Here is a 25,237-nt window from a genome sequence, read left to right on the forward strand (position 1 = left end):
GGTTACGGCGACACGATGCTGGCGGTATCGCCCTCCTGTCCGATCAGCGCGGCGTTGGCCCAGTTGCCGCAGACCTGCGCGGGGTGGTCGCCCTGCGCGCCCAGCGTGCGCAGGCTCAAGGTATGCAGGCCGCGCACGTCCAGCTCCGGTTTGACCACGCCGGGCGCCTTGACCAGGCCGCTGTCATACAGCAGCCGGTTGTCGCCCCACACCTGGAACTGCATGCCACCGGCGGCGCGGCACTGGTCATCGATGCCGAGATCGGCGCGCAGCAGGCGCCAGCTGCCGGTGAGCTTCAGGTCGATGCGGCTGTTGGCATTCACCCCCAGGCCGCGGCGGAACAGCAGGCCGTTCATGCGCAATGCCGCCTGGCCGCCAAAGGCGTGGTCGCTGGCCACGCTTGCCTGCAGCGCGGCCGGCAGCGTCAGCGCAGACACGTACAGCTGCTGGGCGGGCGTGGTGGGCTGCGGATGTTCCAGCACATGGAAGCTGGACAGCACGATGGGGCCAACGTCGCGCGGCTGCAGCGCATCCACCGCACGGGCCACGCTGCCCTGCGCGGCGGTCACCATCGGATCACTGGCGCCGGCACCGTCGCCGTCGGGGTTCTGCGTGCTCAGCACACGGAAGCGCAGCAGGCGGCCGGCGTGGGCGGGGAAGTCGATCTGCTGCGTGCCCTGCTGCAGGGTGAGGCGGCCACGCTTGACCGGTTCGCCCCACTCGCCATTGCTGTCGGCCAGGTAGATCTCGTAGTCGCGGATCTGGCCGTTCTTCCAGTGCGGGTCGTTGCGCGGCGCCAGCTCGATGCCGTCGATCAGCTTGCGTTCGCCGAAGCCGAGCACCCATTCGTGCGCGCCGGTCTTCACCGCCTGGTTGCGCACCGTGCGGAACCAGGTGGCCGGGTCGTCATCGAAGGCCTTTTCCAGTTCGTAGCCCTGCTCTTCGGCCGGGCGGTTGACCACCAGCAGGCTGTCCGACGGCAGTGCGCGGCCCAGTTCCGGCGCGGCGGGGTACGCGTCGTCCGCAACGGCGGCGGCTACCGGCAGGGCCAGCTGCAGCGCCAGCGGCTGGCGGATGTCGGTGGGTGCGGTGCGTACATGCAGCGTGCCGCGACGCTCGGCGCCATCGAAGTACCAGCCTTCGCTGGCCGCCTGCCACGCCGCCTTGTCGGCCAGCATCGGCAGCGCGCGCTCGCCCAGGGTGACCGCGGTGGGGCGCTGGCGGCTGAGCACGCGCAATGCGTAGCGGCGTTGCGGCAGCTGGCCGGCGTACTGGCCCTGCACCGCACCGATGGCGACCTGCACCGGGCCCGTGCCCTGCGTGGGAGCTGTGACGGTGACCTGCTGGGTGCTGGATTCGCCCTTCTCGTAGCGCCGGGTGTTGCCGTCGTCTTCGTACAGGGTGTACTGCGCATCGCCCTGCGGGTACAGGTCGAAGGTGACTTCATCCAGCGGCTTCTGCCCGTCGTAGAGCATGTCCGGGTACATCGGAATGATCGCGCCGGCCCGCACGAACACCGGGATCGTGGCCAGGTCCACGGCGCGGTCCAGGGTGCGACCGTTCGCACCGGCCTGCAGCTGGCGGCCATCCCAGTAGTCGATCCAGCGGCCCTGCGGCAGGTGGATGTCACGGCGCCAGCCACGGCTGGCCGCCTGGCTGCGGTACACCGGCGCGATCAACAGTTCGCGGCCGAGCAGGAACTGGTATTTGTAGGCTTCAGTGTAGGCCTGCGGGTCCTGCGGGTAGTCCCACATCAGCGCGCGCAGCAGCGGCGCGCCGGTGGTGGCCGCGTCATGCGCCAGCCCGTACATGTACGGGGTCATGCGCATCTTCAGCTTGAGGTAGTCGCGGTTGACGCTGCGGTAAGGCTCGTCGAACCACCACGGGTGCTTACGGGCGTTGCCCGACCAGCCGGACATGCCCATCAGCACCGGGGTGAAGCTCTTCCACTGCAGGTCGCGGGTGAAGGTTTCAGCGCTGCCGCCGAAGATCGCATCCACATCGCCACTGGCGTAGGCCATGCCCGAGAGCCCCGAGCCGACCAGGGTGGGAATGTGCCAGCGGATGTAATCCCAGCTGCTGCTCTGGTCGCCGGTCCAGGCCACCGCGTAGCGCTGGATGCCGCCCCAGCCCATCACCGTCCACAGGAACGGGCGCGAATCGGAGTTGTGCAGGATGCCGTTGAACGCGGACTGGTTGGCGTCCATCGCGAACTGGTAGCCCTTGCCGGTCCAGGCCACGTCCAGCTTCTGCACGCGGCTGCCGGCGGTGCCCACTTCCCAGGCAATCTTGTCCACGCCGTTCTCGGTCCACAGGCCGGTCTTGAAGCCGTACTTCGCCAGGCCCTGCACGGTCTCGGGCAGCTTCTTGTAGCCGCAGCCGTAGCCATCGTTGGGCAGGATCCAGCCACCGGGCATGTCGTGGTCGCGGTACTGTTTGGCCACGCTGTCCACCACGTCGGGGGTGGTGCCGGTGGGACCGTCGCTCCAGCCATCGGGCACGCTGCCGGGCTTCTTGATGTTGTCGCCATCGTTGTAGCAGTCGGCGTCGCCATAGGAAAACGCCCAGCGCGGCAGCAGGCCGGCGCGGCCGGTCAGTGCGGTGTAGCGATCCAGCAGCGTGTGCAGGCTGGGGCCGACGAAGTAGTACGCATCGAAGCGGTCTTCGCGGTGCAGCAGCGTGGCCTGGTCGGCCTGGCGCAGATCGTAGGTGCCATCGCTCCAGGTGTTGCGCAGCATGCCCCAGCCGCGTGCGCTCAGCAGCATGGGCGCGGGGTTGGGGCGGTCGCCCTCTTCCCAGCCACCGGAATAGGACACCTCCAGTTCGCGGCCCTTGAAGGCGAAGCGGCCGTTCTGCTGGCCGCCACCGAAGAAGTGTTCGTCGGCGTCGCTGGACAGCACCTGCACGCTCTGGTCCTTGCCCAGGTCCAATGGCTGCAGCTCGCGCCACAGCGGCACCGCGCCGTCTGCGTCGCGGCGGTCCAGCGCCAGGCGTAGCGGTTGGCGCTGGATGTGCAACACCAGCGAAGCGGTGCGGATGCGTACTTCGGTGCCGTCTTCTTCCAGCTGGGCGGCCAACTTCGCGGCCGGCTGCGGCACCACGATCGGGGCGGCCTTGTCGCCGGCGCCGCTGAGCGTGCCGTTGCGTCCGGCCTGCACGCGCAGCATGTCCTCGCCCAGCAGGTCCACGCGCAGCAGCATGCCGTTGTCGGTGCGGATATCCCAGCCGGGGCTGCCGTCCTTGTTGGGAGCAGCGCTGATACGGGCCAGGTTGCCCAGGGGCTCGGCCACGGCCGGTGCCGCCGCCAACGCGGACAGCAGGGCCACCATCAGGCCAGTACGTCGAAACCGGGATTCCACCTTGCCCCCAAGCCCGCGGTCAGCGGGAATCTGAAACCAGTGCGGCCGACTCTAGGGCAGGGTCTCGAAAGATGTCAACAAATTGCAAAGAAAAAGGAAGGATATTTTCTTTAAAACGAAAGATATGACTGGAGCTGCTTTCTATATGGCGGCTGAATACGCGATTGTTGCCGCCTGAAACCTTGCTGCGGTGCGGCATCCGTGGGGGAGCGCCCTGCGGTCGACCCGATCGATTCGTAAAAACTGTGACCGCCCTAGCTTTTCTTTATCTTTCGATATTTGACATTTCGAAAGAAAACGCAGAAGGTGCGGTCGCCCAACAGGAATTGCGAATGGACGCTTCTGTGCTTACCGACTTGCCCGCGTGGCAGCGCCTTGGCGGCGCCTATACCGCCGAAGAAATCGCCCAGCAGCCGCGCATGTGGACTGCCCTGGCCGACCTCCTCGATGACGCGCAGGCGCGCATCGACCGCTTCCTTGGGGAGGCACTGCGCCAGCCCGGCCAGTTGGTGATCTTCACCGGTGCCGGCAGCTCGGGCTTCATCGCCGAAATGGTGGCCGACCACATCAATGCGCAGTGGCCCGCCGAGGTCCGCGCGCTCCACACCACCAGCCTGCTCACCCACCCGGCGCTGTACCTGCGCCGCGACCGCCCGACCCTGCTGGTGTCGTTCGGGCGCAGTGGCTCCAGCCCGGAAAGCGTGGCGGCGGTGGAACTGGTGCGCGACCGGGTCGACGACGCGCGCTTCCTGGACATCACCTGCAATGCCGACGGCGAACTGGCCCGGCGTGGCCATGGCCGCAGCGATACGCTGTCGCTGCTGATGCCGCCGCCCAGCTGCGACCGCGCCTTTGCCATGACCAGCAGCCTGAGCAGCATGCTGCTGGCCGCGCTGAGCGTGTTCGACAGCGCGCCGTGGCCGCAGCGCGTGCAGCGCCTGCGCAGCCTGGCCAGCCACGGCGAACGTGGCCTGCAGGCGTGGGACGGTGCCGTGGGCACGCTGGCCCAGGCCGCGTATTCGCGCGTCATCTACCTGGGCAGCGGCCCGCTGGAAGCACTGGCCCGCGAAGCGGCGCTGAAGGTGCTCGAGCTCACCGCCGGCCAGGTGCTGGCGCTGTCCAACACCCCGCTCGGCTTCCGCCACGGTCCCAAGTCCACGCTCAATGGCGACACCCTGGTGGTGATGCTGCGCAGCGCGCAGCCGCTGTCGCGCCGCTACGAACAGGACCTGCTGGACGAACTGCGTGGCGATGGCATCGCCGCACGGGTGATCTCGGTGGGTCCCGATGGCGATGACCGCGCCGACGGCGACTTCGTGCTCGACGCACCCACGCTGGACGACAGCTGGCTGGCCCCGCTGTGGCTGCTGATGCCGCAGTGCTATGCGCTGCAGTGTTCGGCGGCGCTGGGCATGACCCCGGACAACCCCTTCCCCGACGGCACCGTGAACCGGGTCGTGCAGGGCGTGACCATCCATTCCCATGGCTGAGCAGGGCATGCCCATGCAGTGCTGGTACGGCATCGACGTTGGTGGCACCAAGATCGAGCTGGTGGCCTACGACGCCACCCTGCGCGAACTGCACCGTGAGCGGGTGACCACGCCCACGCAGGACTACGACACCTTCCTGCAGGCGATCACCGGGCTGGTGCACAGCGCCGACCGCACGCTGGGCGGCGCGTGCCGTGCCATCGGTATCGGCCTGCCGGGCGTGCGCGACCGCAGCACCGGGCGCCAGCTGAGCGCGAACGTGCCCAGCCTCACCGGCCGCCTGGTGGGCGAAGACCTGCAGGCCAGGCTGCACCGGCCGTTGCAGTTCGGCAACGACCTGCAGTGCTTCGCCCTGAGCGAGGCCCACGGCGGCGCGGGCGCGGGGTACCCGAGCATGTTCGGCGCGATCCTCGGCACCGGCGCCGGCGGCGGTTTCTGCGTGGGTGGCCAGTTGCTCACCGGTGCCAACGGCATCGCCGGCGAGTGGGGGCACTGGAGCATTCCGGCCACCCTGCTGCAACGCCACGCGCTGCCGGTGCTGCCCTGCGCGTGCGGCCTGCGCGGTTGCCTGGAGCGCTACGTGTCCGGCAATGGCTTGGCGCTGATCCACGAAGGCCGCGGCGGTGACGCCGTGGACGCCACCGCCGTGGTGGCGCTGGCCCACGCCGGCGATGCCGTCGCCACGCAGGCGCTGGCGATCCACCGCGACCTGCTGGGCTACAGCTTTGCCAACCTGATCCTGGCCATCGACCCGCACGTGATCGTGCTGGGTGGCGGCCTGTCCAAGCTGGAGCAGCTGTACCACGACCTGCCCGCCGCAATCGTTCCCTACCTGTTCCAGGGGGTGCGCGTGCCGCCGATCCTGCCGCCCACCTTCGGCGATGCCGGCGGTGCGCGTGGCGCGGCGCTGCTGGCCCGCCAGCACCTCCCTGCCTGCTGATACCCCTTTGTTGCACCGCTTGTTTCCGGAGTTGCCATGTCTGCCATCCAATCGCTGATCGCCGCCCATCGCCAGGGCCATCCCGTGGGCCTGTACAGCGTGTGCTGCAGCAATGAACAGGTGCTGCTGGCGGCCATGCAGGTCGCCCAGCGCTACGACACCCTGCTGCTGATCGAGGCCACCTCCAACCAGGTGGACCAGTTCGGTGGCTACACCGGCATGACCCCGCCGCAGTACCGCGACTACGTGCTCCAACTGGCGCGCGATGCGGGCTTCCCGGCCGAGCGGCTGGTGCTCGGCGGCGATCACCTGGGCCCCAATGCGTGGCAGAAGGGCCCGGCCGAGGTAGCGATGGCCAACGCGCGCACGCTGATCGAAGCGTACGTGGCCGCAGGCTTCCACAAGATCCATCTGGACTGCAGCATGTCCTGCGTCGATGACCCCACCCCGCTGCCCGATGCGGTGGTGGCGGCGCGCTCGGCCGAGCTGGCCCGCATCGCCGAGCGCACCGCCGCCGCGCACGGCCTGCCGCCGCCGGTGTACGTGATCGGCACTGAAGTCCCGATCCCCGGCGGCGAAGCCTCGCTGGCCGGTGGCCTGCAGGTCACCACGCCGGCGGCGGCAGCCACCACCCTGGCCATCCACCGCGAGGCGTTTTCCGCCCCGGACCTCCTGCCGGCATGGGAGCGCGTGATTGCGATGGTGGTGCAGCCCGGCGTCGATTTCGACCACAGCAGCGTGCACTACTACGACCCGTCCGCAGCGCGCGCGTTGTCGGCGTTTGTTGACGCGCAGCCGCGCATCGTGTTCGAGGCGCACTCCACCGACTACCAGACCGAAGCCGGCCTGCACGCGCTGGTGCGCGACCACTTCGCCATCCTCAAGGTTGGCCCGGCCGCCACCTATGCGTTCCGCGAAGCGGTGTTCGCCCTGGCCATGATCGAAGCCGAGCTGCTGCCGGCGGCGCAGTGTTCCAACGTGATCGCCGTGCTCGACCAGTGCATGCGCGACAAGCCGGGCAGCTGGCGCAGCTACTACCAGGGCGACGAACGCGAACTGCGGTTGCTGCGCGCCTATTCGCTGAGCGACCGCAGCCGCTACTACTGGGGCGAGCCGGCCGTGGTGGCCGCACTGCAGACGCTGGTGGCCAACCTGCGCCAGCACGCGCCGCCGCAGATCCTGCTCAGCCAGTTCCTGCCCAACCAGCAGTTGGCCATCGAAGCCGGCGAGCTGACAGCCGAGCCGTTGGCGCTGATCCAGCACAAGGTGGCCGAACGGCTGGGCGAGTACGCCCGCGCCTGCAATCGCAACCGCGCAGGGGCCAATAACGAAACTTCCCGGGCCACGGAGCTTTCGGAACGGTAAGCTTCGGCTTTCCTTCCGAACGGAATCGCCCCCATGCGCAATACCCGCCAGCGTCGCCAACAGATCCTGCAGTTGCTGGTCGAGCACGGCAACGTGCAGGTCAGCGAGCTGGTCGCGCGTTTCGGCGTGTCGGCGGTGACCATCCGCGCCGACCTGACCCACATCGAATCGCAGGGCCTGGCCACGCGTACCCATGGCGGCGCCACCCTGGTGCGCACCCCGCCGCAGGAACAGGACATCCACGAAAAGGACGCCCTGAACCTGCCGGTGAAGGACAGCATTGGCACGCACGCGGCCGGGCTGGTCAAGGCCGGCGACAACATCATCATCGACTCCGGCTCCACCACGATGACCCTGGCCCGTCACCTGCGCGGGCACCGCGACGTGACGGTGATGACCAACGGGCTGAACATCGCCTGGGAACTGGCCAACGCACCGGGCGTGGAACTGCTGCTCACCGGCGGCCTGCTGCGCAAGCAGTCGCTGTCGCTGCAGGGCAGCCAGGCCGAAGCCAGCCTCAACACCTACAGTTTCGACACCCTGTTCCTGGGCGTGGACGGCCTGGACCTGCAGTTCGGCCTCACCACCCACCACGAGGCCGAAGCCAGCCTCAACCACCGCATGGTCGAGCGCGCACGCCGCATCGTGGTGCTCACCGATGCCTCCAAGTTCGGCCGGGTCAGCCTGCACCGCATCGCGCGGCTGGACCAGGTCCACACCGTCATCACCGACGCCAGCATCGACGCCGAGTACCTGGAAGGGCTGCAGCGGCTGGGCATCGAAGTGATCATCGCCGAGTCCCCCGCGTGACCCAGACCCGCTCCCTTTACGGCCGCATCCTCACCCCGCTGGGGTGGCGCCGCGGCCACGTGCACTTCGACACCCATATCCGGCAGCTGCAGGTGGACGACCACAGCGGCGCCGATGATCCGCAGCTGCCGGTGATCCTGCCCGGCTTCATCGACCTGCACGTGCATGGCGCGGCCGGCGTGGACCTGATGCAGGGCGGCGACGTCGCCCGCACCATCGCCCGCACCCACGCGCGTTTTGGCACCACGACGCTGCTGGCCACCACCATGACCGCCGGCCTGGACGAGATCGCCCATGCGCTGCAGGGCGTTGCCGCCACCATGGCCGCCCCCGACGCCGCGGCCGCCTGCATCGCCGGCGTGCACCTGGAAGGCCCGTTCATCAGCCCGCAGCGGCTGGGCGCGCAGCCCAACCGCACGCTGGAGGCGACGCTGGCGCTGGTGCAGCAGCTGCATGCGCTGGCACCGATCCGGGTGATGACACTGGCCCCGGAGATCGGCGCGCACACCGCCCTGATTCCCGCGCTGTGCGCACTGGGCATCCGCGTGCAGCTGGGCCACAGCGCCGGCACCTACGAAGACGGCGTGGCCGCGTTGCAGGCCGGTGCCTCCGGCTTCACCCACCTGTTCAACGGCATGACCGGCGTGGACCACTACCGCCCCGGCATTGCCGCCGCCGCCCTGGCGCATGCGCAATACGCCGAGATCATCCCGGACCTGCAGCACCTGCACCCGGGCGTGATCCGGCTGGCCGCACGCGCGATTCCGCGCCTGTATGCGGTGACCGACGCCACCGCCGCCACCGGCATGCCCGACGGCGAGTACGCGCTCGGCGAGCAGCGCGTGCACAAGTGCGGCGGCTGCGTGCGCCTGGCCACCGGTTCACTGGCCGGCAGCGCACTGACCATGGACCAGGCCCTGCGCAACCTGGTGCAGGTGGGGCTGGAGCTGGCCGATGCATCGCAGCGCGTGTCCACCTTCCCGGCCCAGTACCTGGGCCTGGACGATCGCGGCAGCATCGCCCCGGCCGCGCGCGCGGACCTGGTGGTACTGGATGCCGCACTGCAGTTGCAGCAGGTCTTCGTCACCGGCCACCCGATCCCCCTGTAATGCCGGGCGCTGCCCGGCCAGCAGCCAACCTTCGCCAGGCCCGGCTGCTGGCGCCGCCCCCTCTTCCCGTCTTTCCAGGAACGCGTAGATGACCACCGCCGCCGCCACTGCCGTTCCCACCGCCGACGCCCCGCGCTGGCCAATCCGCTACCTGCTGTTCATGGGGGGCATGGGCGGCCTGCTCTACGGCATCGACATCGGCATCATCGCCGGCGCCCTGCCCTACCTGGAGGCCACCGCCACCGCCAGCTGGCACCTCACCAGCCAGCAACTGGGCTTCGTGGTGGCCGCGGTGCTGCTGGGCAGCGTGCTGTCGTCGCTGTTCGCCGGCATGGTGGCCGACCTCATCGGCCGACGAGGCGCGATGTTCGTGGCCGGCGTGCTGTTCACCGCCAGCATTCCGATCATGGCGCTGTCCGACGGCTACGCCGCGCTGCTGATGGGGCGGCTGCTGCAGGGCATCAGCGGCGGCCTGATCGGCGTGGTGGTGCCGCTGTACCTGGCCGAAGTGCTCAGCCCCGAACGACGCGGCCGTGGCGCGGCGATGTTCCAGCTGCTGCTGACCATCGGGCTGGTGCTGGCTGCGTTGATCGGCCTGTACCACGCCCATGCGGTGGACGCGGCCACCGAGGCGGTGCGCCAGCTGCCGGTTGCCGAACAGCAGCGCCTGCTGTTCGACGTCAAGGACCACGCATGGCGCACCATCTTCTGGACCTGCCTGCTGCCGGGGCTCGTGTTCACCGGCGGCGTGCTGCTGATCAGCGAATCGCCGCGCTGGCTGGTACGCCGTGGCCGTATCGATAAGGCGCGGGCTGCCCTGCAGCGCACGGTGGCGGCAAGCGACGTCGAACCCACCCTGCAGCGCATCCTGGCACCGGATGCCGTGCAGACCGGCGCCAGCGGCAAGCGTGACCCGCTGCTCAGCCGTCGCTATGTATGGCCGTTCGTGCTGGCCTGCCTGGTGCTGGCCTTCACCCAGGCCACCGGCATCAACTCGGTGCTGGCCTATGCGGTCAACATCCTCAACCAGGCCGGCCTGCCCGGGTCGGTGGCCAATGGCGCCGACGTGGCCATCAAGCTGCTCAACGCGGTGATGACCGTGGTGGCGCTGGTGCTGGTGGACCGCAAGGGCCGCAAGTTCCTGCTGATGCTGGGCACCGGTGGCATCACCGTGGCCCTGCTGGCCGCCGCGCTGCTGTTCGTCAAAAGCGAGCACGGGCGGCTGGACGTGCAGGCGCAGCTGCAACAGCAGGTGGCCGGCAGCAGCCTGTCGTTGCCGCTGGATGCGGCCCAGTGGCACCGCCTGGACCGCAACGCCGGCGACGCCCCGCAGCAGCTCACCGTGTCGTATGCGTACGGCGGTTTCAGCAACGTGCGCTCGCTGCGCAGCGACAACCCGATCGATGCCTCGCTGCAGATCCGCCGGGAAGACGCGGTGTCGGCCGACAGCGTGATCGGCGCGTTCTTCCGCCGGCTGCACTTCAACCCCTTCCCCGATCCCGCCCACGCCGCACAGGCGCCGCTGGTGATCGAGCGCGCGATGATTGGCCCGGTGCCCTCGCCCACCCACGGCTGGCTGGTGGCCGGCTGCATCCTGCTGTTCGTGGCGTTCTTCGCGGTGGGTCCGGGCGTGTGCGTATGGCTGGCGCTGTCCGAACTGATGCCCACCCGCATCCGCTCCAACGGCATGAGCATCGCCCTGCTGATCAACCAGTTCGTGTCCACCGTGATCGCCGCGATCTTCCTGCCCACCGTGGGCCACCACGGCTACGCCAGCATGTTCTTCTTCTGGGCAGCGTGCACGCTGCTGTACTTCCTGATCGCCGCGTTCTGGCTGCCGGAAACCAAGGGCAAGTCGCTGGAACAGATCGAAGCCAACTTCCGCTGACCCCTGGCGCCGGGCCCTGCCCGGCTGCCACTGCCTGCCCTACCGTAGCGCCGGGCTCTGCCCGGCCGCCTGCCCGACCGTCCCAACGGCGGGCAGCGACGCGGTATACACTGGCACGGTGTAATCACCGTCATACCCCGACTGCGCACGGTCGCCAGCGGCATACCCGATCGGCGCGCCGCCCACGCGCTGCTGGCCAAACGCGCGTACCCCACACACCGGCGCGCACACCCACGCCGCACCGCCGTGGGCACCCACGCGTACGCCCAGCGGTGCGAGCGCACGCAGCAGATAGCCCGCCGGCGCATAGTCGGGCAGGTTCGGCCGCCCCAACCGCTGGCTGGCATGCACGTTGCCCAGCAGCGCAATCACGCGCCGGCCGGGTTGCACCGCACGCGTGATCTGCTCGGCCATGCCCACATCGCGGGCACCGATGCGTTCCTCGTCCACTGCGATCACCGCGATGCGGCGGCCGTCGGCATTCAATCGGCGCAGCCGTTCCAGCAACGCCAGCATCGCGGTGCTGGACCGCCCGTCCTGGGTGGATCGGGTCCAGAACGGGCCGGCCAGCACCGCCGCCCGCGCGGCCGGGGTGCCCGCCGACGCGAGGTAGGCGTCCAGCCGCGGCTGTTCCCGGGCGCTGATTTCCAGCGCAACGGTCACCGCCGTGCCGTCGGCCGAGGCGGCGCAGGCCAACTGGCCCACGAAGGCCGGCGCCTGGTCGGTGCCATGTACCTCACCCACCAGCACCACGGCGGGCGACGGCATCGCCGCCGGCCAGCGGCACGGTTCGCTGGCGCGTGCCGATAGCGCCGCCAGGGTGATTACCAGGCCGACCCACCACGTTGATGTGCGCATTGAGCAGACTCCTTTCCGCCGCAGTGCCCTCTGCTCAGGGCGTTTTCCCGGTGATTTCGGTGTACATGCGCTGTGCCTGGGTGGCATCGCCCAGGCCGGACACCTGCATGCCCTTGCCGAACGGCCCCTGGATGGTGGCCACCGACAGCACCTTCTCGCCAACGCTGAAGGCCACCCGGCGGCCAATGCGGGCCTCGGTGGCGGCTTGGATGCGCGGCGCGGCGGCGTCGGTCATGGTCAGACTCAGCAGCGGCTCGCCGCCCTGCGTGTTGCGGTCCAGCGCGACCGATGCGATATCGGCGGTGGTGATGAACGCCGGTTCCAGCACGGCCAGCGGGCGTCCGTTCTCGTCCTTCAACAGGGTGGCAGCGGCGCTGCCGTGCTCGTCCACTTCGCGCATCTGGATGCGGGCCTGCGGCAACGGTGCCGCCGAGGAGGGGGGATCGAACACCTGGTGGATCTGCTGGCAACCGGCCAGGCCGACCGTGCCGGCCAGCAACATCACGGCAAGAAACATCCTGCGCATACGCCCTCCTCCTTGTTGGGGGGTGCGGGCCTGGCCCGGCACCGGTCAGCGCAGGCGGCGAAGGCGGAACGCCACCACCACCTGCAGTACGCCATAGATGAGGCTGCCGATTCCGATCCACAAGGTGGTGACGGCGACACCGGCCAGCGGGTTGGCCACCAGCAGGGCGCCCAGCACGATCGCCAGCACGCCGCTGAGAATCAGCAGCCATTCGCCCTGGATGTGGCGGCGCACGCGCACCGCGAACACGATGCGGTGGATGCCGGCCACGATCAGCCACACCGCCAGCAGCAGTACCAGCACGCTGGCCGTGGCCAACGGATTGATCACCGCCAGCACGCCGAACACCAGCGATGCCAGCGCGTACACCGCCAGCCAACCGCGCGATACCCCGCTGTTGCCGCCGAACAGTGCAACCAGACTGATCACGCCCTCCACCACGGCCATCACGCCGATCGCCCATGCCAGCGCGGTGGCGGCCGCAAGCGGCTGCAGGATGGCCACCGCGCCAAACACCAGCGCGACCAGGCCGTACAGCAGCAGCACCCACCAGCTACGGGCAACCAGCGACACCACAGGCGATACCGGAATGTTCATGGGCAGCTCTCCATGCAGGGAGGGGGGACTGGCCCATGCTAGCGCCCGCGCATGAAAGCCGCAGTCACACCGCAGCGCCGCCGGGTATTGCCTTCAGTTCGTCCAGCAGCGCCTGTTCGGCCGCCGCGCTGAAGCGCCAGCCTCCGTCCACCGGCACGATCGCCCCCTCGGCCACCCGCGTCTCCCACCACTCTTCGACGAAACCGGGCGCGAACCCACCGGTCTTGAAGCCGAAGGGCGCCACGACCAGGTCGAACGGCACCATGAGTTCGTAGCACGGCGTTGCGTAGTCGTCCTGCTCGGCGGGGAGCTTGAGGAAATGCGTGAACGAGGTGGCCGTGGTCAGCTGCGAGTACAACCAGAACATCAGGTCGTACATCCGGTGCGAATCGGGATCGGCATGCAGCGCGAAGAAGCCCTTTTCCTCGGTGATCCGGCGCGCCAGCGCACGCAGCGCGCGCTCACCGTCGGACAGCACACCGGCCGATGCCTCCAGCGCACGCTGCACGATCGGCGACAGCGTGCCGCGGTCCACCGTGACCAGATCGATCTCCAGGGTTTCGGCTGCATCGTCGAACGCATCTTCATCCACCAGTCCGTGGATGAACGTGGCGAAGTCCGGTGCGACCACCGTGATCGCGTAGTCCGCCTCCTGGTCCACGTGCACCACCTGGGGTTCGCCCTGCGGGCCGCACTGGCGGTAGTCGAGCATCACCAGGTCGTGCCCGGCGCTGGGGCAGTCGGCGATGACGATACCGATATCCGGGTAGCCCCACTCCTCCTGCATGAAGCGCGAACCGAATTCGCCGCCCAGCGCGTAGGGCTTCTGTCGCCCAAGCGCGTACAGGCCGCAGACCTGCACGTGATCCTCGGCCCAGCTGGTGGCCTCGTCCATCGGGTGGCAACTGCGCTGCAGCAGGCCGCCGTTGTGGCGGCGGGCCAGTGCGATGTAGGCATCGGGGATGCGATAGCCCAGCTCGGCCTGCAGCTCGGCAATGAGCGCGTCGCTGGGCGGCGGTTCCTGGTAGTTCTGCTGCGAGTACTCGCAGTCGTCCCAGAAATCGGCGAAGTCGAACGTGGCGAACGGATCCATCGGCGGCGGTCTTTCCCTATGACAGCCCCCGAGTATAGAGCGGCCACTCACGGCACCCGTGCGCAGACCCACACGGCGGGATCGGGCAGGCCGACGCGCTGCAGGGCGTGCACGGCCGCGTCGAGCGTGGCGCCGGTGGTCATCACGTCATCCACCACGGTCAGCCGCGCCGGCGGTGGGGTGGTGATCGCAAAGGCGTCGTGCAGGTTGCGCCGCCGTGCATCGGCATCCAGCGCCGACTGCGCGGACGTCAACCGATCCCGATGCAGCCCGCACCACAGCGGCTGCCGCAGCGCGCGCGCCAACGGCCGGGTGAGTTCCAACGCCTGGTCGTAGCCGCGCGTGCGCAACCGTTGGCGGTGCAGCGGCACCGGGGCCAGCGGGCCGATGACGAACGCGGGCACCCGCTGCAGCATCAACTGCGACAGCAGACGCCCGGCGGCCAGGTCGTGGTGGAACTTGAAGCGACGCAGCAGCTGGTCCACCGGTGCGGCGTACAGGAACGCCGCGGCAGCGGCAGCCTGCCGGGGCGGGTCATGCAGGCAGACACCACAGCACCGTGCAGGCGTGCCCTCCGGCAGCGGCAGCGCGCACAGCGGGCAGGCGTGGTCGTTCCAGGGCAGGGCGGCATGGCAGGCCGCGCACAGGTCCAGCCCGGCGCTGCCGGGTTCTTCGCAGACCAGGCAGCGCAGGGGCAGGGCCTGCCGGCCCAGCCAGGTCAGCGCAGCAGACAACCGGGCAAGCACGCGATCACCGTTTGAAGAGGCCGGCCCCCAGCGTGGCGGCCCGCCCCCAGGCGTGTATGTCGGTGCTTGCCGGTGCGTGCGGTCAGCCATCTACCGGGCGCACCCGCCGATCAATCGCAGTCCTGGTAGCCACCCAGTTCGCCACACTGCGTGCAGCGGAACATATACGCGGTAGGCGAGCCATCCTTGCGCAGCGCGCCGAAGAAATGGTCCCACTGCGGGCCATCATCCAGCCCGGTGCTGTCCTGGATCGCCGCGATCGCGCCTGCACCCAGTGCCTGCAGTTCCGCCTGCCCGGCACGGCCAATGAACTGGGCCGCGTCCCCGCAATGGGTCCACCACTTTTCCTGCTGCCAGGCGCTGAAGCCGGGGGTGCGCCGCGCGACTTCCTCGACCACCGCCTCCGGTACTTCGTCCCATTCACCGCCGCCGCCAATGCCTTCGTCATCGGTGAAGCTGGCATCAAGCCGCGCGCTGGCCGACCCGTCGGCAATGCACCACGGGCAGATCTCTGCGTCGTACTCCTCTTCGGCATACACCGGGCCGGTGTAGACGTAGCCGCGCGCCTGGTGGCAACTGACGCAGACCGTGGGGGAGGCGATGACGCTGCCGGTGGCGAGCGGGTCGGGGTGGTAGGTGAAACGGGGCAGGGTCATGCGGTCTCCTTCTGGTGCTTGGGTGGAGACTGTAGTGGGTATGGGTGGGTTGGGTGCCGGGTTGGTGGGGTTGGCTGGGTTGCCGGCCGGCGGCCGGCACTACCGGGCTGTAAACCTTCCGCATCTATATTTGGTTGACAGCGGGTTGCGTCGACGACCACACTTCCGCCCCCGTTCCTGCACGCCGAGGGCTGCTCCATGCCAAGCGACATCCGCCACGATTGGCGCAGCGAGGAGCTGCTGGCCCTGTTCGCGCTGCCGTTGCCTGCACTGCTGCACCGCGCCGCCAGCGTGCACCGCGAGCAGTTCGACCCGGCGCAGGTGCAGGTGTCCACGCTGCTGTCGGTCAAGACCGGCGGCTGCCCCGAAGACTGCGCGTATTGCCCGCAGGCCCAGCGCTACAGCACCGGGGTGGATGCGCAGAAGCTGATGGCCACCGAGGACGTGGTGGCCAAGGCGCGGCAGGCCAAGGCGGCCGGCGCGTCGCGGTTCTGCATGGGCGCGGCCTGGCGTTCGCCCAAGGAACGCGACATCCCCAAGGTGGCGGCGATGATCCGCGAGGTGAAGGCGCTGGGCCTGGAAACCTGCGCCACGCTGGGCATGCTCAGCGGCGACCAGGCCGTGGCCCTGCGCGAGGCCGGGTTGGACTACTACAACCACAACCTGGACACCGCGCCGGACTATTACGACTCGATCATCCACACCCGCCAGTACCAGGACCGCCTGGACACTCTGGGCCACGTGCGCGACGCCGGGTTGAAGACCTGCTGCGGCGGCATCGTGGGCATGGGCGAGACCCGCGAGCACCGCGCCGGGCTGCTGCTGGCGCTGGCCAACCTGCCGGCCCACCCCGATTCGGTGCCGATCAACCGGCTGGTGCAGGTGGCCGGCACGCCCCTGCACGGCACCGCCGAACTGGACCCGTTCGAGTTCGTGCGGATGATCGCGGTGGCCCGCATCGCCATGCCCCGCGCGATGGTGCGGCTGTCGGCCGGGCGCGAGGCGATGAGCGACGAGCTGCAGGCCCTGTGCTTCCTGGCCGGGGCCAACTCGATCTTCTACGGGGAAAAGCTGCTGACCACCGGCAACCCGGACACCGAACGCGACCTGGCCCTGTTCGCGCGGTTGGGCCTGCGCCCGATGCCGGTCCAGGTGGATGCGGCCGACCACGACCATCCCGGCACGGTCCATGCCGACATCACCCAGGACACAGGGCGTTGCGGTGGCGGCTGCGAGCAGGCCGCCTGAGGTCCGCCCGGTGCCCGCCCCCCGGGGCAGCGCCGCGCCCGCCAACCGGGTACGCTAACCGCCCATCCATGCCAGCCGACGACCATGGCCCGCCCCGACCTGCACGACCGCATCCAGGCCCAGCGCAAGCTCCGCGACGCGCAGGGCCGCATCCGCGTGCGCCGCACGGTGACCCGTCGCGACGGCGTGCGGCTGGAGATCGATGGCCAATGGCTCACCGGCTTCTGCAGCAATGACTACCTGGGGCTGTCACAGCAGTTCGGGGTGGTCAGCGCGCTACAGGATGCCGCCGCACGCGAAGGCGCCGGTGCCACCGCTTCGCACCTGATCTGCGGCCACCATGCGCTGCATGAGGCGCTGGAGCGGGAAATGGCCGAGTGGCTCGGCTACCCGCGCGCGCTGCTGTTCGGCAGCGGCTTTACCGCCAACCTGGCGGTGCAGCAGGCGTTGCTCAGCGAAGAAGACGATGTGTGCGTGCAGGACCGGCTCAATCACGCCAGCCTGCTCGACGCCACGCGCCTGGCCGGTTGCCGGCTGCGCCGTTACCCGCACCTGGACACCGAAGGCGCGCTGCGCCAGTTGAAGCACGCGCCCGACGGCGCGGCGATGCTGGTCACCGATGGCGTGTTCAGCATGGACGGCGACATCGCCCCGCTGCGCTCGCTGTCGCTGGTGGCGCGCATGCAGGAAGCGCTGTTGTACGTGGACGACGCGCATGGCATCGGCGTGGTGGGCGAACACGGGCGCGGCTGCGTGGCCGATGCCGGGCTGGGCGTGGCCGACGTGCCGCTGCAGCTGGCCACCCTGGGCAAGGCGCTGGGTGGCAGTGGCGCGGTGGTGCTGGGCGACGACGCCCTGATCCAGCACCTGGCCGAAACCGCCCGCCCGTACATCTACACCACGGCGGTGTCGCCGGCACAGGCGGCCGCCTCGCTGGCCGCGGTGAAACTGGCCCGGCGTGACGACTGGCGACGCGAAAAACTCGGCGAGCTGATTGCCGTGTTCCGCGCCGGTGCGCGCCAGCACGGATTGGAACTGATGCCGTCCGATACGCCGATCCAGCCGTTGCTGTGCGGCGCCGAGTCCACCGTGATGGCCTTGTCGGCCGCGCTGGAAGCGTCCGGGTTCCTGGTCAGCGCGATCCGTCCCCCTACCGTGCCGGAAGGAAAAGCGCGCCTGCGCGTGACCTTGTCGGCGCTGCACACCCCGGCGCAGGTGCGCGCGCTCACCGACGCGATCGGGCACGCGCGCGATACCGTCCTGCGCCAGCAATCGCTGGATGCACTGAGCGCGTGAGCCCGGTGCTGTGAGCCTGCATATCGAGGTGGTCGGCAACGGGCCGGCGCTGGTGCTCATCCATGGCTGGGCACTGCATGGCGGCGTGTTCGCGCCGCTGGTGGACCGCCTGGCCGCGCACTACCAGCTGCATCTGGTGGACCTGCCCGGCCATGGGTTCAGCCACGACGATGCCACGCCGCTGCGGCTGCCCCATGTGGTCAACGCCATTGCTGCCGCCACGCCACCGGCGGTGTGGTGCGGCTGGTCGCTGGGCGGGCTGTTCGCCCTGCATGCCGCCGCCACGCTGCCGCAGGTGCGCGCGTTGGTGATGATCGCCGCCACCCCGCGTTTCGTGCGCGGCGACGACTGGCCACACGCGGTGGAACCGGCGGTGTTCGAACAGTTCGGGCAGGACCTGGCGCAGGACTACCGCGGCACCCTGGAACGTTTCCTGGCGCTGGATGCGATGGGGTCCGAACACGCCCGGCAGGAACTGCGCACCCTGCGCGAGATGCTCATCGCGCGCGGTGAACCGGCCGCGCGTGCGCTGCAGGAAGGGCTGCGCCTGCTGGAGACCACCGACCTGCGCGGCGCGCTGGCCGGGCTGGGCAAGCCCAGCCTGTGGCTGGCCGGCGCGCGCGACCGGCTGGTGTCCGCGCGCGCCATGCAGGCCGCCGCCGCGCTGTCGCCCGGCGCGCAGGCGCATGCGGTCGCCCAGGGCGGCCATGCGCCGTTCCTGGGCCACACCGACCAGGTGGCCACGCAGCTGCAACACTTCGTTGCCGGCCTTCCCTGACCCATCCACCGCGCGCATCGCCGATCATGTACGCCCGTCTTTCACTGCAGGAGTGACCCATGGATCTTGGAATCGCCGGTCGCTGGGCGCTGGTCTGCGCGGCCAGCAAAGGCCTGGGCCTGGGCTGCGCCCGTGCGCTGGTGCGCGAGGGCGTGAACGTGGTGGTGGCCGCACGTGGTGAAGACGCGCTCGACCGCGCGGTGCTGGAACTGCAGGCGCTGCCCGGCGCGCGCAAGGTGGTCGGCGTGGTCGCCGACATCACCACCGAGGCTGGCCGCGATGCGGCCCTGGCCGCCTGCCCGCAGGTCGACATCCTGGTCAACAACGCCGGCGGCCCACCCGCCGGGGATTTCCGTCAGTTCACCCGCGACGACTGGATCGCCGCGCTGGATGCCAACATGCTGGCCCCGATCGCGCTGATCCGCGCCACCGTGGACGGCATGATCGAACGCGGCTTCGGCCGCGTGGTCAACATCACCTCCTCATCGGTGAAGGCGCCCATCGACATCCTGGGGCTGTCCAACGGCGCGCGCTCGGGGCTCACCGGCTTCGTGGCCGGCGTGGCCCGCAAGACCGTGGCGCACAACGTCACCCTCAACAACCTGCTGCCCGGTCAGTTCGACACCGACCGCCTGCGCGGCAACTTCGCCTACCTGGCCCAGCAGCAGGGCATCGACGCCGGCCAGATCGCCGAGCGCAAACGCACCCACATCCCGGCCGGCCGCTTCGGCACCGCCGATGAGTTCGGCGCCGCCTGCGCCTTCCTGTGCAGCGCGCACGCCGGCTACATCACCGGGCAGAACCTGCTGATCGACGGCGGCGCCTACCCGGGCACGTTCTGACCTTCGCACCCTTGTTTTCGCAGTGAGCCTTCCATGACGTCCAGCTTCGATCCCCGCCACGTCCGCCGCGCGTTCTCGCGTGCCGCCGCCAGCTACGACGCCGCCGCCGCGCTGCAGCGCGAGGTGGAAAAACGCCTGCTGGAATCGCTGGACTACCTGGAAGACCGCCAGCCGCAGGTCGTGCTGGACGTGGGCAGCGGCACCGGCCATGCCAGTGCGGCGATGAAGAAGCGCTGGCCCAAGGCGCAGGTGATCGCGCTGGACCTGGCCGAACCGATGCTGCGCGAGGCGAAGAAGCAGGCCGGCTGGTGGAGGCCGTTCACCCGCGTGTGCGCCGATGCGCAGGCCCTGCCCTTGCTGGACCAGAGCGTGGATGTGATCTACAGCAACCTGTGCCTGCAGTGGGTGGAAGACCTGCCGGCGGTGTTCGCCGGGTTCCGCCGCGTGCTCAAGCCGGGCGGGCTGCTGCTGTGCTCCACGTTCGGCCCGGAAACGCTGATCGAACTGCGCGACGCCTTCACCCAGGCCGACGCGGTGCCGCACGTGAGCCGCTTCGCGCCGATCGCGCAGTTCGGCGACGCGCTGATGATGGCCGGCTTCCGCGACCCGGTGCTGGACCGCGACCTGTTCACCCTCACCTACGACGACATGACCGCGCTGATGCGCGAGCTGCAGGCCATCGGTGCCACCAACGCGCGCCATGACCGCCGCCACACGCTCACCGGCCGCGGCCGCTTCGCCGCCGCCCGCGCCGCCTACGAACCGTTGCGCCGCGAAGACGGCAAGCTGCCCAGCAGCTGGGAAGTCATCTACGCCCACGCCTGGGCCCCCGAAGCCGGCGCCCCCATCCGCGAACAGGGCCACGACGTGGCCAGCGTACCGGTATCGGCCATCCCGATCCGCCGCCGCACCCCCTGAAACCTCCCGGGGGTAGAGCCGACCGTTGGTCGGCTGCCCTTACGGCGGCCAGGCAATCCAGCCGACCAACGGTCGGCTCTACGCCGGAAACAGATCCCGGTGGAAGAAATAGATCTCCTGCACCAGGAATTTCCAGCTGGTGTGGAAGCTGCGGAAGCGCGTGCTCGGCGTGGACGACGCCAGCGCATCGATGCCCAGCTCGCGCGCCAGCCGCAGCGCGCGCGCCATGTGCAGCGGGTCGCTGACGATGATCACCCGGTGCAGCTTGCGCTGCTGCATCAGCCGCCGCGCCTCGATCAGGTTCTGGCGGGTGGTACGCGAGGCGGTCTCGATCAGGATCGCCTCGTCCGGAATGCCCTGCTTGAGCGCATAGCGGCGCGCCACCTGCGATTCGGAGAAGCGCGCGCCGGTACCGCCGTAGCCACCGGTGAAGATCAGCAGCGGCGCATAGCCTGCCTCGTACAGATCCAGGCCATGCCGGATGCGTTCTTCAAACACCGGTGACGGCTTGGCGTCATACGCGGCCGCACCCAGCACGATGATCGCGTCGGCCTTGGCCGCCTGGTCGCGCTCGCCTACCCATACGATCCACGCGGTGACGCCCAGCAGCCAGGCCACCAGCAGAATGCACAGCCGCCACACCCAGCCCAGCAGCCCTACCCCGGCACGGCGGCTCATGCGCGCGCCCAGGGCAAGGCATCCAGGTCGACATTGCCGCCCGACAGCACCACGCCCACCCGCTGCCCGGCAAACCGCTGCGGCGTGGCGAGGATGGCGGCCAGGGCGATCGCCGACGACGGCTCCACCACCTGCTTGAGCACCTGCCAGAGCAGGCGCATGGCCGCCACGGTGCCGCTATCGGCCACGGTGATGACCTCGGCCGCGCCGTGCAGCAGCGCGAAGTTCGGGGCGCCCAGCGTGGTGCGCAGGCCATCGCACAGCGTGTCGGGGGTGAAATCGATGCGGCATTCGCCAGCGGCCAGCGAGCGTGCGGTGTCGGCCGCGCCCTCCGGCTCGGCCAGCACCAGCCGGGTCTGCGGTGCCAGCGCCTGCAGCGCCAGCCGCGTGCCCGACGCCAGCCCGCCGCCGCCCACCGGCACCACCAGCACGTCGAACGGGCCGTGGCTGCGCAGCAGCTCCAGCGCCGCCGTGCCCTGCCCGGCGATCACCCGGGGGTCGGCATAGGGGTGCACCAGGCTGGCGCCGGTCTGGGCCTGCACCTGCGCGCACATGGCTTCACGCGCGGCGATGCTGGCCTCGCAGCGCCACACCGTGGCGCCGTGACGGGCGATGTTGGCCAGCTTGGCGCCCACCGCGCCCTGGGGCACCACCACGTTGCAGGCGATGCCGCGGGTACGCGCGGCCAGCGCCAGCGCGGCACCATGGTTGCCCGAGGAATGGGTGACCACCCCGCGCGCGGCCTGGTCCGGGTCCAGCGACCACACCGCGTTGCAGGCCCCCCGGAACTTGAAGGCCCCGCCACGCTGCAGGTGCTCGCCCTTGAACAGCAGCGACGCCCCCGCCAACCCGTCCAGCGCGCGCGAGTGCAGCACCGGGGTCACGCTGGCATGCGGGGCAATGCGTGCGGCGGCCGCCAGCAGGTCGTCGACACAGGGCAAGGGTGAATCGCTCATGACGCAAGATTAACGTATGGCCCCGGTTCGCACCGCCCCGTCTGAACGTGACACGATGGCAATCATTCAGCGGATCGGGCCGGAGTTAAGGGCCGATTCAATGCGCCGGGCCGAAGCTGGCCGCATACCCTCGGGGGGAACCCACCATGAAAATGCGCCTGATCTTTGCCGGTGGCCTGTTGTTGGCCCTGTCCGGCTGCGCCACCTACGACTACGTTGGCGGTGGTGCTGGCAGCGGCTACTACCACGGCGCGCCGTCGGTGGAGTACCGCTATCCCTATGGGTACCCGTCCGGTTACGGCCCGGGCTACTACGGTGGCGGGTACTACGGCGGTGGCTATGGCTACGGCAACCCGTATTACCGCCCGTATCCGAACTATCGCCCGCCGCACAACCACCGCCCGCCGCCGCGCCCGGGCAACGGCGGCAATCCGCCGGTCCGGCCCGATCGCCCGGATCGACCGCGTCCGTCGTACAACGGCGGCTCGCCGTGGCGGAACATGGATTCACTGGGGGGCCGGCAGCAACAGCAGCGTCCGCAGCAGCAGCAGCGCCCATCGGCGCCGCCGCAGGCACGTCCGGCGCAGGCACCGCGCCCGGCACAGCGGATGAACGGTTCCCCGTGGCGGAACATGAACAATTTGAACCAGCGCACAGTTGAGCCCTGATCCATCTTGATTTTCACCACCCACCCGGTTCAATCTAGGCGGGTGGTGACAGCTTCGGTCGCAAAGTGACAAAAGCGACACAGCACGTCACATCCAGCTCTATGTCGATATCCGCCGGGATTCTCTGGATCCCCCCTGTTCCGGCCCTGTCGGATGTCGGCACCTACAACGCAGAAGGCCCCGCCATGGCGGGGCCTTCTGTTTTTGGATCGTGGCATGGGCTGAAAAAAACAGGGCCGGCAGTCCCCCGACTGCCGGCCCTTCTGCTTCCCCTGGTTGCGCATGGACCGGCCCCTGTTCCAATTCCGGTCCGTAGCGCCAAACGACGCCTGCCAGCCTGGGTGCTATTGGGTTATCTGCAGAAAACGTGCCAACTTGAGGGTTGATTTCAGCGACAGGCCCGATTGGCGCTAAAATCACCACCCCACGCCCTGCGTCCAGGGCCGTTCCGGGCCCCCCGCGCCCCCGAGCCCCATCGAAATGACCGACTCCTTCTACCGTTACGACGTCATCGTCATCGGCGGCGGCCACGCCGGCACCGAAGCTGCGCTGGCGGCTGCGCGCAGCGGTGCACGCACCCTGCTGCTGACCCACAACGTGGAAACCATCGGCGCGATGAGCTGCAACCCGGCCATCGGCGGGATCGGCAAGGGCCACCTGGTGAAGGAGATCGACGCCCTGGGCGGGGCCATGGCGCATGCCGCCGACCGCGCCGGCATCCAGTGGCGCACCCTCAATGCCTCCAAGGGCCCGGCCGTGCGCGCCACCCGCTGCCAGGCCGACCGCAACCTGTACCGCATGGCGATCCGCCAGATCGTGGAAGCCCAGCCGAACCTGACCGTGTTCCAGGCAGCGGTGGACGACCTGGTGATCAACGGCGACACCGTGCGCGGCGCGATCACCCAGACCGGGCTGACCTTCCACGCCGCCGCCGTGGTGCTCACCGCCGGCACCTTCCTGGCCGGCAAGATCCACGTGGGCCAGACCCAGTACGCCGCCGGCCGCATGGGCGACCCGCCGGCCACCACGCTGGCCGCCCGCCTGCGCGAGCGCCCGTTCGTGATCGACCGCCTGAAGACCGGCACGCCGCCGCGCATCGACGGCCGTTCGCTGGACTACAGGGTGATGGACGAGCAGCCCGGCGACGACCCGCGCCCGGTGATGTCCTTCCTGGGCCACCAGGCCGAACACCCGGCCCAGGTGAGCTGCTGGATCACCCACACCAGCGAGCGCACGCACGACATCATCCGCAGTGCCCTGCACCGCTCGCCGCTGTACAGCGGGCAGATCGAAGGCATTGGCCCGCGTTACTGCCCGTCGATTGAAGACAAGGTGGTGCGCTTCGCCGAGAAGGCCAGCCACCAGATCTTCGTCGAGCCCGAAGGGCTGGACGTGGTGGAGATCTACCCCAACGGCATTTCCACCTCGCTGCCGTTCGACGTGCAGCTGGCGCTGGTGCGCAGCATCGGCGGCTTCGAGAACGCGCACATCACCCGCCCCGGTTACGCGATCGAGTACGACTTCTTCGACCCGCGCGGGCTGGACAACACCCTGCAGACCAAGAGCGTGTCCGGGTTGTTCTTCGCCGGCCAGATCAACGGCACCACCGGCTATGAAGAAGCCGCCGCACAGGGCCTGCTGGCCGGCATCAACGCCGCCCGCCACGTGCGCGAACAGGCCGGCTGGTGCCCGCGCCGCGACGAGGCCTACCTGGGCGTGCTGGTCGACGACCTGATCACCCACGGCACCACCGAGCCGTACCGCATGTTCACCAGCCGCGCCGAGTACCGCCTGCAGCTGCGCGAGGACAACGCCGACGTGCGCCTGACCGGCACCGGCCGCGAACTGGGTCTGGTGGATGACCACCGCTGGGCCGCGTTCCAGACCAAACAGGCGGCCGTGGCCGCCGAATCGGCGCGCCTGCGCGCGCTCTGGGCTACGCCCGGCAACGCACTGGGCCGCGAAGTGGAAGCCACCCTGGGGGTGGCGGTCAGCCGCGAAACCAACGTGCTGGACCTGATCAAGCGCCCCGAACTGGACTACGCCCAGCTCATGCAGGTGCCGTCGCTGGGCCCGGCGGTGGCCGACCCGAAGGTGGCCGAGCAGGTGGAGATCGGCGTGAAGTACGCCGGCTACCTGGACCGCCAGCGCGACGAGATCGCGCGCCAGCAGCGCCACGAGAACACCGCCATCGCCAGCGACTTCGACTATGCCGGCGTGCGCGGCTTGTCGGCCGAAGTGCAGCAGAAGCTCGAGCGCGTGCGCCCGCAGACCATCGGCCAGGCCCAGCGCATCCCCGGCATGACCCCGGCGGCGATCTCGCTGCTGCTGGTGCACCTGGAACGCGCGCGCCGCATCCGCGCCGCATGACACGCCACCCCACCGGGTAACGCGGCCCCCACCAGGTAGAGCCGAC

Annotated in this window: 22 protein-coding genes; 13 read left to right on the plus strand and 9 right to left on the minus strand. The window is 69.6% G+C overall.

Going from position 1 to position 25,237, the window contains the following annotated elements; translation table 11 throughout:
* Positions 1-2: 2 nt before the first annotated feature.
* A complete protein-coding gene (locus AC6CHL_RS11490) occupies positions 3-3,329 on the minus strand; it encodes a TIM-barrel domain-containing protein (RefSeq protein ID WP_498294423.1) in 3,327 nt (1,108 codons plus the stop codon).
* Positions 3,330-3,691: 362 nt separating this feature from the next.
* On the opposite strand from AC6CHL_RS11490, the gene AC6CHL_RS11495 reads away from it, so the two are divergent.
* The 6 genes from AC6CHL_RS11495 to AC6CHL_RS11520 all read left to right on the plus strand — a co-directional run bounded on the left by AC6CHL_RS11495 (position 3,692) and on the right by AC6CHL_RS11520 (position 10,961).
* On the plus strand, positions 3,692-4,849 hold the full coding sequence (locus AC6CHL_RS11495) for an SIS domain-containing protein (protein ID WP_498294425.1): 1,158 nt from the start codon (positions 3,692-3,694) through the stop codon (positions 4,847-4,849).
* Positions 4,842-5,789 (plus strand): ROK family protein, encoded by a 948-nt coding sequence (locus AC6CHL_RS11500; protein ID WP_498294426.1) that lies wholly within the window; start codon positions 4,842-4,844, stop codon positions 5,787-5,789. Before AC6CHL_RS11495 ends, AC6CHL_RS11500 begins: the two co-directional genes overlap by 8 nt.
* A 36-nt stretch (positions 5,790-5,825) precedes the next feature.
* Positions 5,826-7,154 (plus strand): D-tagatose-bisphosphate aldolase, class II, non-catalytic subunit, encoded by a 1,329-nt coding sequence (locus tag AC6CHL_RS11505; protein WP_498294428.1) that lies wholly within the window; start codon positions 5,826-5,828, stop codon positions 7,152-7,154.
* 33 nt (positions 7,155-7,187) lie between these two features.
* Positions 7,188-7,964: a DeoR family transcriptional regulator gene (locus AC6CHL_RS11510; RefSeq protein ID WP_137190701.1), complete on the plus strand. Its 777-nt coding sequence runs from the start codon at positions 7,188-7,190 to the stop codon at positions 7,962-7,964.
* Positions 7,961-9,073, plus strand: a complete 1,113-nt coding sequence (gene nagA, locus AC6CHL_RS11515) for an N-acetylglucosamine-6-phosphate deacetylase (protein ID WP_447596019.1) — start codon at positions 7,961-7,963, stop codon at positions 9,071-9,073. Before AC6CHL_RS11510 ends, nagA begins: the two co-directional genes overlap by 4 nt.
* Before the next feature lie 88 nt (positions 9,074-9,161).
* Positions 9,162-10,961: an MFS transporter gene (locus tag AC6CHL_RS11520; RefSeq protein WP_498294430.1), complete on the plus strand. Its 1,800-nt coding sequence runs from the start codon at positions 9,162-9,164 to the stop codon at positions 10,959-10,961.
* 39 nt (positions 10,962-11,000) lie between these two features.
* On the opposite strand, the gene AC6CHL_RS11525 is transcribed toward AC6CHL_RS11520, so the two are convergent.
* The 6 genes from AC6CHL_RS11525 to AC6CHL_RS11550 form a co-directional block, all read right to left on the minus strand.
* On the minus strand, positions 11,001-11,819 hold the full coding sequence (locus AC6CHL_RS11525) for a hypothetical protein (RefSeq protein WP_498294432.1): 819 nt from the start codon (positions 11,817-11,819) through the stop codon (positions 11,001-11,003).
* 34 nt (positions 11,820-11,853) lie between these two features.
* The gene (locus AC6CHL_RS11530; RefSeq protein ID WP_463601907.1) at positions 11,854-12,345 is read right to left on the minus strand and encodes a SecDF P1 head subdomain-containing protein; all 492 of its coding nucleotides are present in this window, start codon (positions 12,343-12,345) and stop codon (positions 11,854-11,856) included.
* 45 nt (positions 12,346-12,390) lie between these two features.
* Positions 12,391-12,942, minus strand: coding sequence for an HdeD family acid-resistance protein (locus tag AC6CHL_RS11535; protein WP_038685691.1), 552 nt, complete (start codon positions 12,940-12,942; stop codon positions 12,391-12,393).
* A 64-nt stretch (positions 12,943-13,006) separates the two neighbouring features.
* Positions 13,007-14,035 carry an SMI1/KNR4 family protein gene (locus AC6CHL_RS11540; RefSeq protein ID WP_498294434.1) on the minus strand — a complete coding sequence of 343 codons (1,029 nt, stop codon included), beginning with the start codon at positions 14,033-14,035 and terminating at the stop codon, positions 13,007-13,009.
* A gap of 47 nt (positions 14,036-14,082) precedes the next feature.
* Entirely contained in the window at positions 14,083-14,781 is a 699-nt protein-coding gene (locus AC6CHL_RS11545) for a ComF family protein (RefSeq protein WP_498294435.1), read from the minus strand.
* A gap of 110 nt (positions 14,782-14,891) precedes the next feature.
* The gene (locus tag AC6CHL_RS11550; RefSeq protein ID WP_463601909.1) at positions 14,892-15,437 is read right to left on the minus strand and encodes a CbrC family protein; all 546 of its coding nucleotides are present in this window, start codon (positions 15,435-15,437) and stop codon (positions 14,892-14,894) included.
* Positions 15,438-15,635: 198 nt separating this feature from the next.
* On the opposite strand from AC6CHL_RS11550, the gene bioB reads away from it, so the two are divergent.
* From bioB to bioC, 5 genes are all read left to right on the plus strand, one after another.
* Positions 15,636-16,685: a biotin synthase BioB gene (gene bioB / locus AC6CHL_RS11555; protein ID WP_447596027.1), complete on the plus strand. Its 1,050-nt coding sequence runs from the start codon at positions 15,636-15,638 to the stop codon at positions 16,683-16,685.
* Positions 16,686-16,769: 84 nt separating this feature from the next.
* Positions 16,770-17,981 (plus strand): 8-amino-7-oxononanoate synthase, encoded by a 1,212-nt coding sequence (gene bioF / locus AC6CHL_RS11560; protein WP_498294436.1) that lies wholly within the window; start codon positions 16,770-16,772, stop codon positions 17,979-17,981.
* Between the two features lie 16 nt (positions 17,982-17,997).
* Complete coding sequence (bioH, locus tag AC6CHL_RS11565; protein ID WP_448134882.1) at positions 17,998-18,759, plus strand: pimeloyl-ACP methyl ester esterase BioH; 762 nt, start codon at positions 17,998-18,000, stop codon at positions 18,757-18,759.
* A gap of 59 nt (positions 18,760-18,818) precedes the next feature.
* Positions 18,819-19,601, plus strand: coding sequence for an SDR family oxidoreductase (locus tag AC6CHL_RS11570; RefSeq protein ID WP_498294438.1), 783 nt, complete (start codon positions 18,819-18,821; stop codon positions 19,599-19,601).
* Between the two features lie 33 nt (positions 19,602-19,634).
* Positions 19,635-20,519 carry a malonyl-ACP O-methyltransferase BioC gene (bioC, locus tag AC6CHL_RS11575; RefSeq protein WP_038685678.1) on the plus strand — a complete coding sequence of 295 codons (885 nt, stop codon included), beginning with the start codon at positions 19,635-19,637 and terminating at the stop codon, positions 20,517-20,519.
* Between the two features lie 78 nt (positions 20,520-20,597).
* On the opposite strand, the gene AC6CHL_RS11580 is transcribed toward bioC, so the two are convergent.
* Together AC6CHL_RS11580 and AC6CHL_RS11585 are read right to left on the minus strand one after the other, a co-directional pair.
* On the minus strand, positions 20,598-21,209 hold the full coding sequence (locus tag AC6CHL_RS11580; protein WP_137190713.1) for a YdcF family protein: 612 nt from the start codon (positions 21,207-21,209) through the stop codon (positions 20,598-20,600).
* A complete protein-coding gene (locus tag AC6CHL_RS11585; protein WP_498294440.1) occupies positions 21,194-22,153 on the minus strand; it encodes a pyridoxal-phosphate dependent enzyme in 960 nt (319 codons plus the stop codon). Before AC6CHL_RS11585 ends, AC6CHL_RS11580 begins: the two co-directional genes overlap by 16 nt.
* Before the next feature lie 146 nt (positions 22,154-22,299).
* Here AC6CHL_RS11585 and AC6CHL_RS11590 point away from each other — a divergent pair, with 146 nt between their 5' ends.
* Entirely contained in the window at positions 22,300-22,821 is a 522-nt protein-coding gene (locus tag AC6CHL_RS11590) for a hypothetical protein (RefSeq protein WP_447596030.1), read from the plus strand.
* Positions 22,822-23,301: 480 nt separating this feature from the next.
* Positions 23,302-25,191 (plus strand): tRNA uridine-5-carboxymethylaminomethyl(34) synthesis enzyme MnmG, encoded by a 1,890-nt coding sequence (mnmG, locus tag AC6CHL_RS11595; RefSeq protein WP_498294442.1) that lies wholly within the window; start codon positions 23,302-23,304, stop codon positions 25,189-25,191.
* Positions 25,192-25,237 lie beyond the last annotated feature (46 nt).

The organism is Stenotrophomonas sp. GQ19 (genome assembly GCF_059758695.1).

Bases quoted from the DNA above. Each gene is read 5' to 3' on its own strand.
- AC6CHL_RS11490 (WP_498294423.1), bottom strand. From the start codon at position 3,329: ATGGTGGCCCTGCTGTCCGCGTTGGCGGCGGCACCGGCCGTGGCCGAG.
- AC6CHL_RS11495 (WP_498294425.1), top strand. From the start codon at position 3,692: ATGGACGCTTCTGTGCTTACCGACTTGCCCGCGTGGCAGCGCCTTGGC.
- AC6CHL_RS11500 (WP_498294426.1), top strand. From the start codon at position 4,842: ATGGCTGAGCAGGGCATGCCCATGCAGTGCTGGTACGGCATCGACGTT.
- AC6CHL_RS11505 (WP_498294428.1), top strand. From the start codon at position 5,826: ATGTCTGCCATCCAATCGCTGATCGCCGCCCATCGCCAGGGCCATCCC.
- AC6CHL_RS11510 (WP_137190701.1), top strand. From the start codon at position 7,188: ATGCGCAATACCCGCCAGCGTCGCCAACAGATCCTGCAGTTGCTGGTC.
- AC6CHL_RS11520 (WP_498294430.1), top strand. From the start codon at position 9,162: ATGACCACCGCCGCCGCCACTGCCGTTCCCACCGCCGACGCCCCGCGC.
- AC6CHL_RS11525 (WP_498294432.1), bottom strand. From the start codon at position 11,819: ATGCGCACATCAACGTGGTGGGTCGGCCTGGTAATCACCCTGGCGGCG.
- AC6CHL_RS11530 (WP_463601907.1), bottom strand. From the start codon at position 12,345: ATGCGCAGGATGTTTCTTGCCGTGATGTTGCTGGCCGGCACGGTCGGC.
- AC6CHL_RS11535 (WP_038685691.1), bottom strand. From the start codon at position 12,942: ATGAACATTCCGGTATCGCCTGTGGTGTCGCTGGTTGCCCGTAGCTGG.
- AC6CHL_RS11540 (WP_498294434.1), bottom strand. From the start codon at position 14,035: ATGGATCCGTTCGCCACGTTCGACTTCGCCGATTTCTGGGACGACTGC.
- AC6CHL_RS11550 (WP_463601909.1), bottom strand. From the start codon at position 15,437: ATGACCCTGCCCCGTTTCACCTACCACCCCGACCCGCTCGCCACCGGC.
- bioB (WP_447596027.1), top strand. From the start codon at position 15,636: ATGCCAAGCGACATCCGCCACGATTGGCGCAGCGAGGAGCTGCTGGCC.
- bioF (WP_498294436.1), top strand. From the start codon at position 16,770: ATGGCCCGCCCCGACCTGCACGACCGCATCCAGGCCCAGCGCAAGCTC.
- AC6CHL_RS11570 (WP_498294438.1), top strand. From the start codon at position 18,819: ATGGATCTTGGAATCGCCGGTCGCTGGGCGCTGGTCTGCGCGGCCAGC.
- bioC (WP_038685678.1), top strand. From the start codon at position 19,635: ATGACGTCCAGCTTCGATCCCCGCCACGTCCGCCGCGCGTTCTCGCGT.
- AC6CHL_RS11585 (WP_498294440.1), bottom strand. From the start codon at position 22,153: ATGAGCGATTCACCCTTGCCCTGTGTCGACGACCTGCTGGCGGCCGCC.
- AC6CHL_RS11590 (WP_447596030.1), top strand. From the start codon at position 22,300: ATGAAAATGCGCCTGATCTTTGCCGGTGGCCTGTTGTTGGCCCTGTCC.
- mnmG (WP_498294442.1), top strand. From the start codon at position 23,302: ATGACCGACTCCTTCTACCGTTACGACGTCATCGTCATCGGCGGCGGC.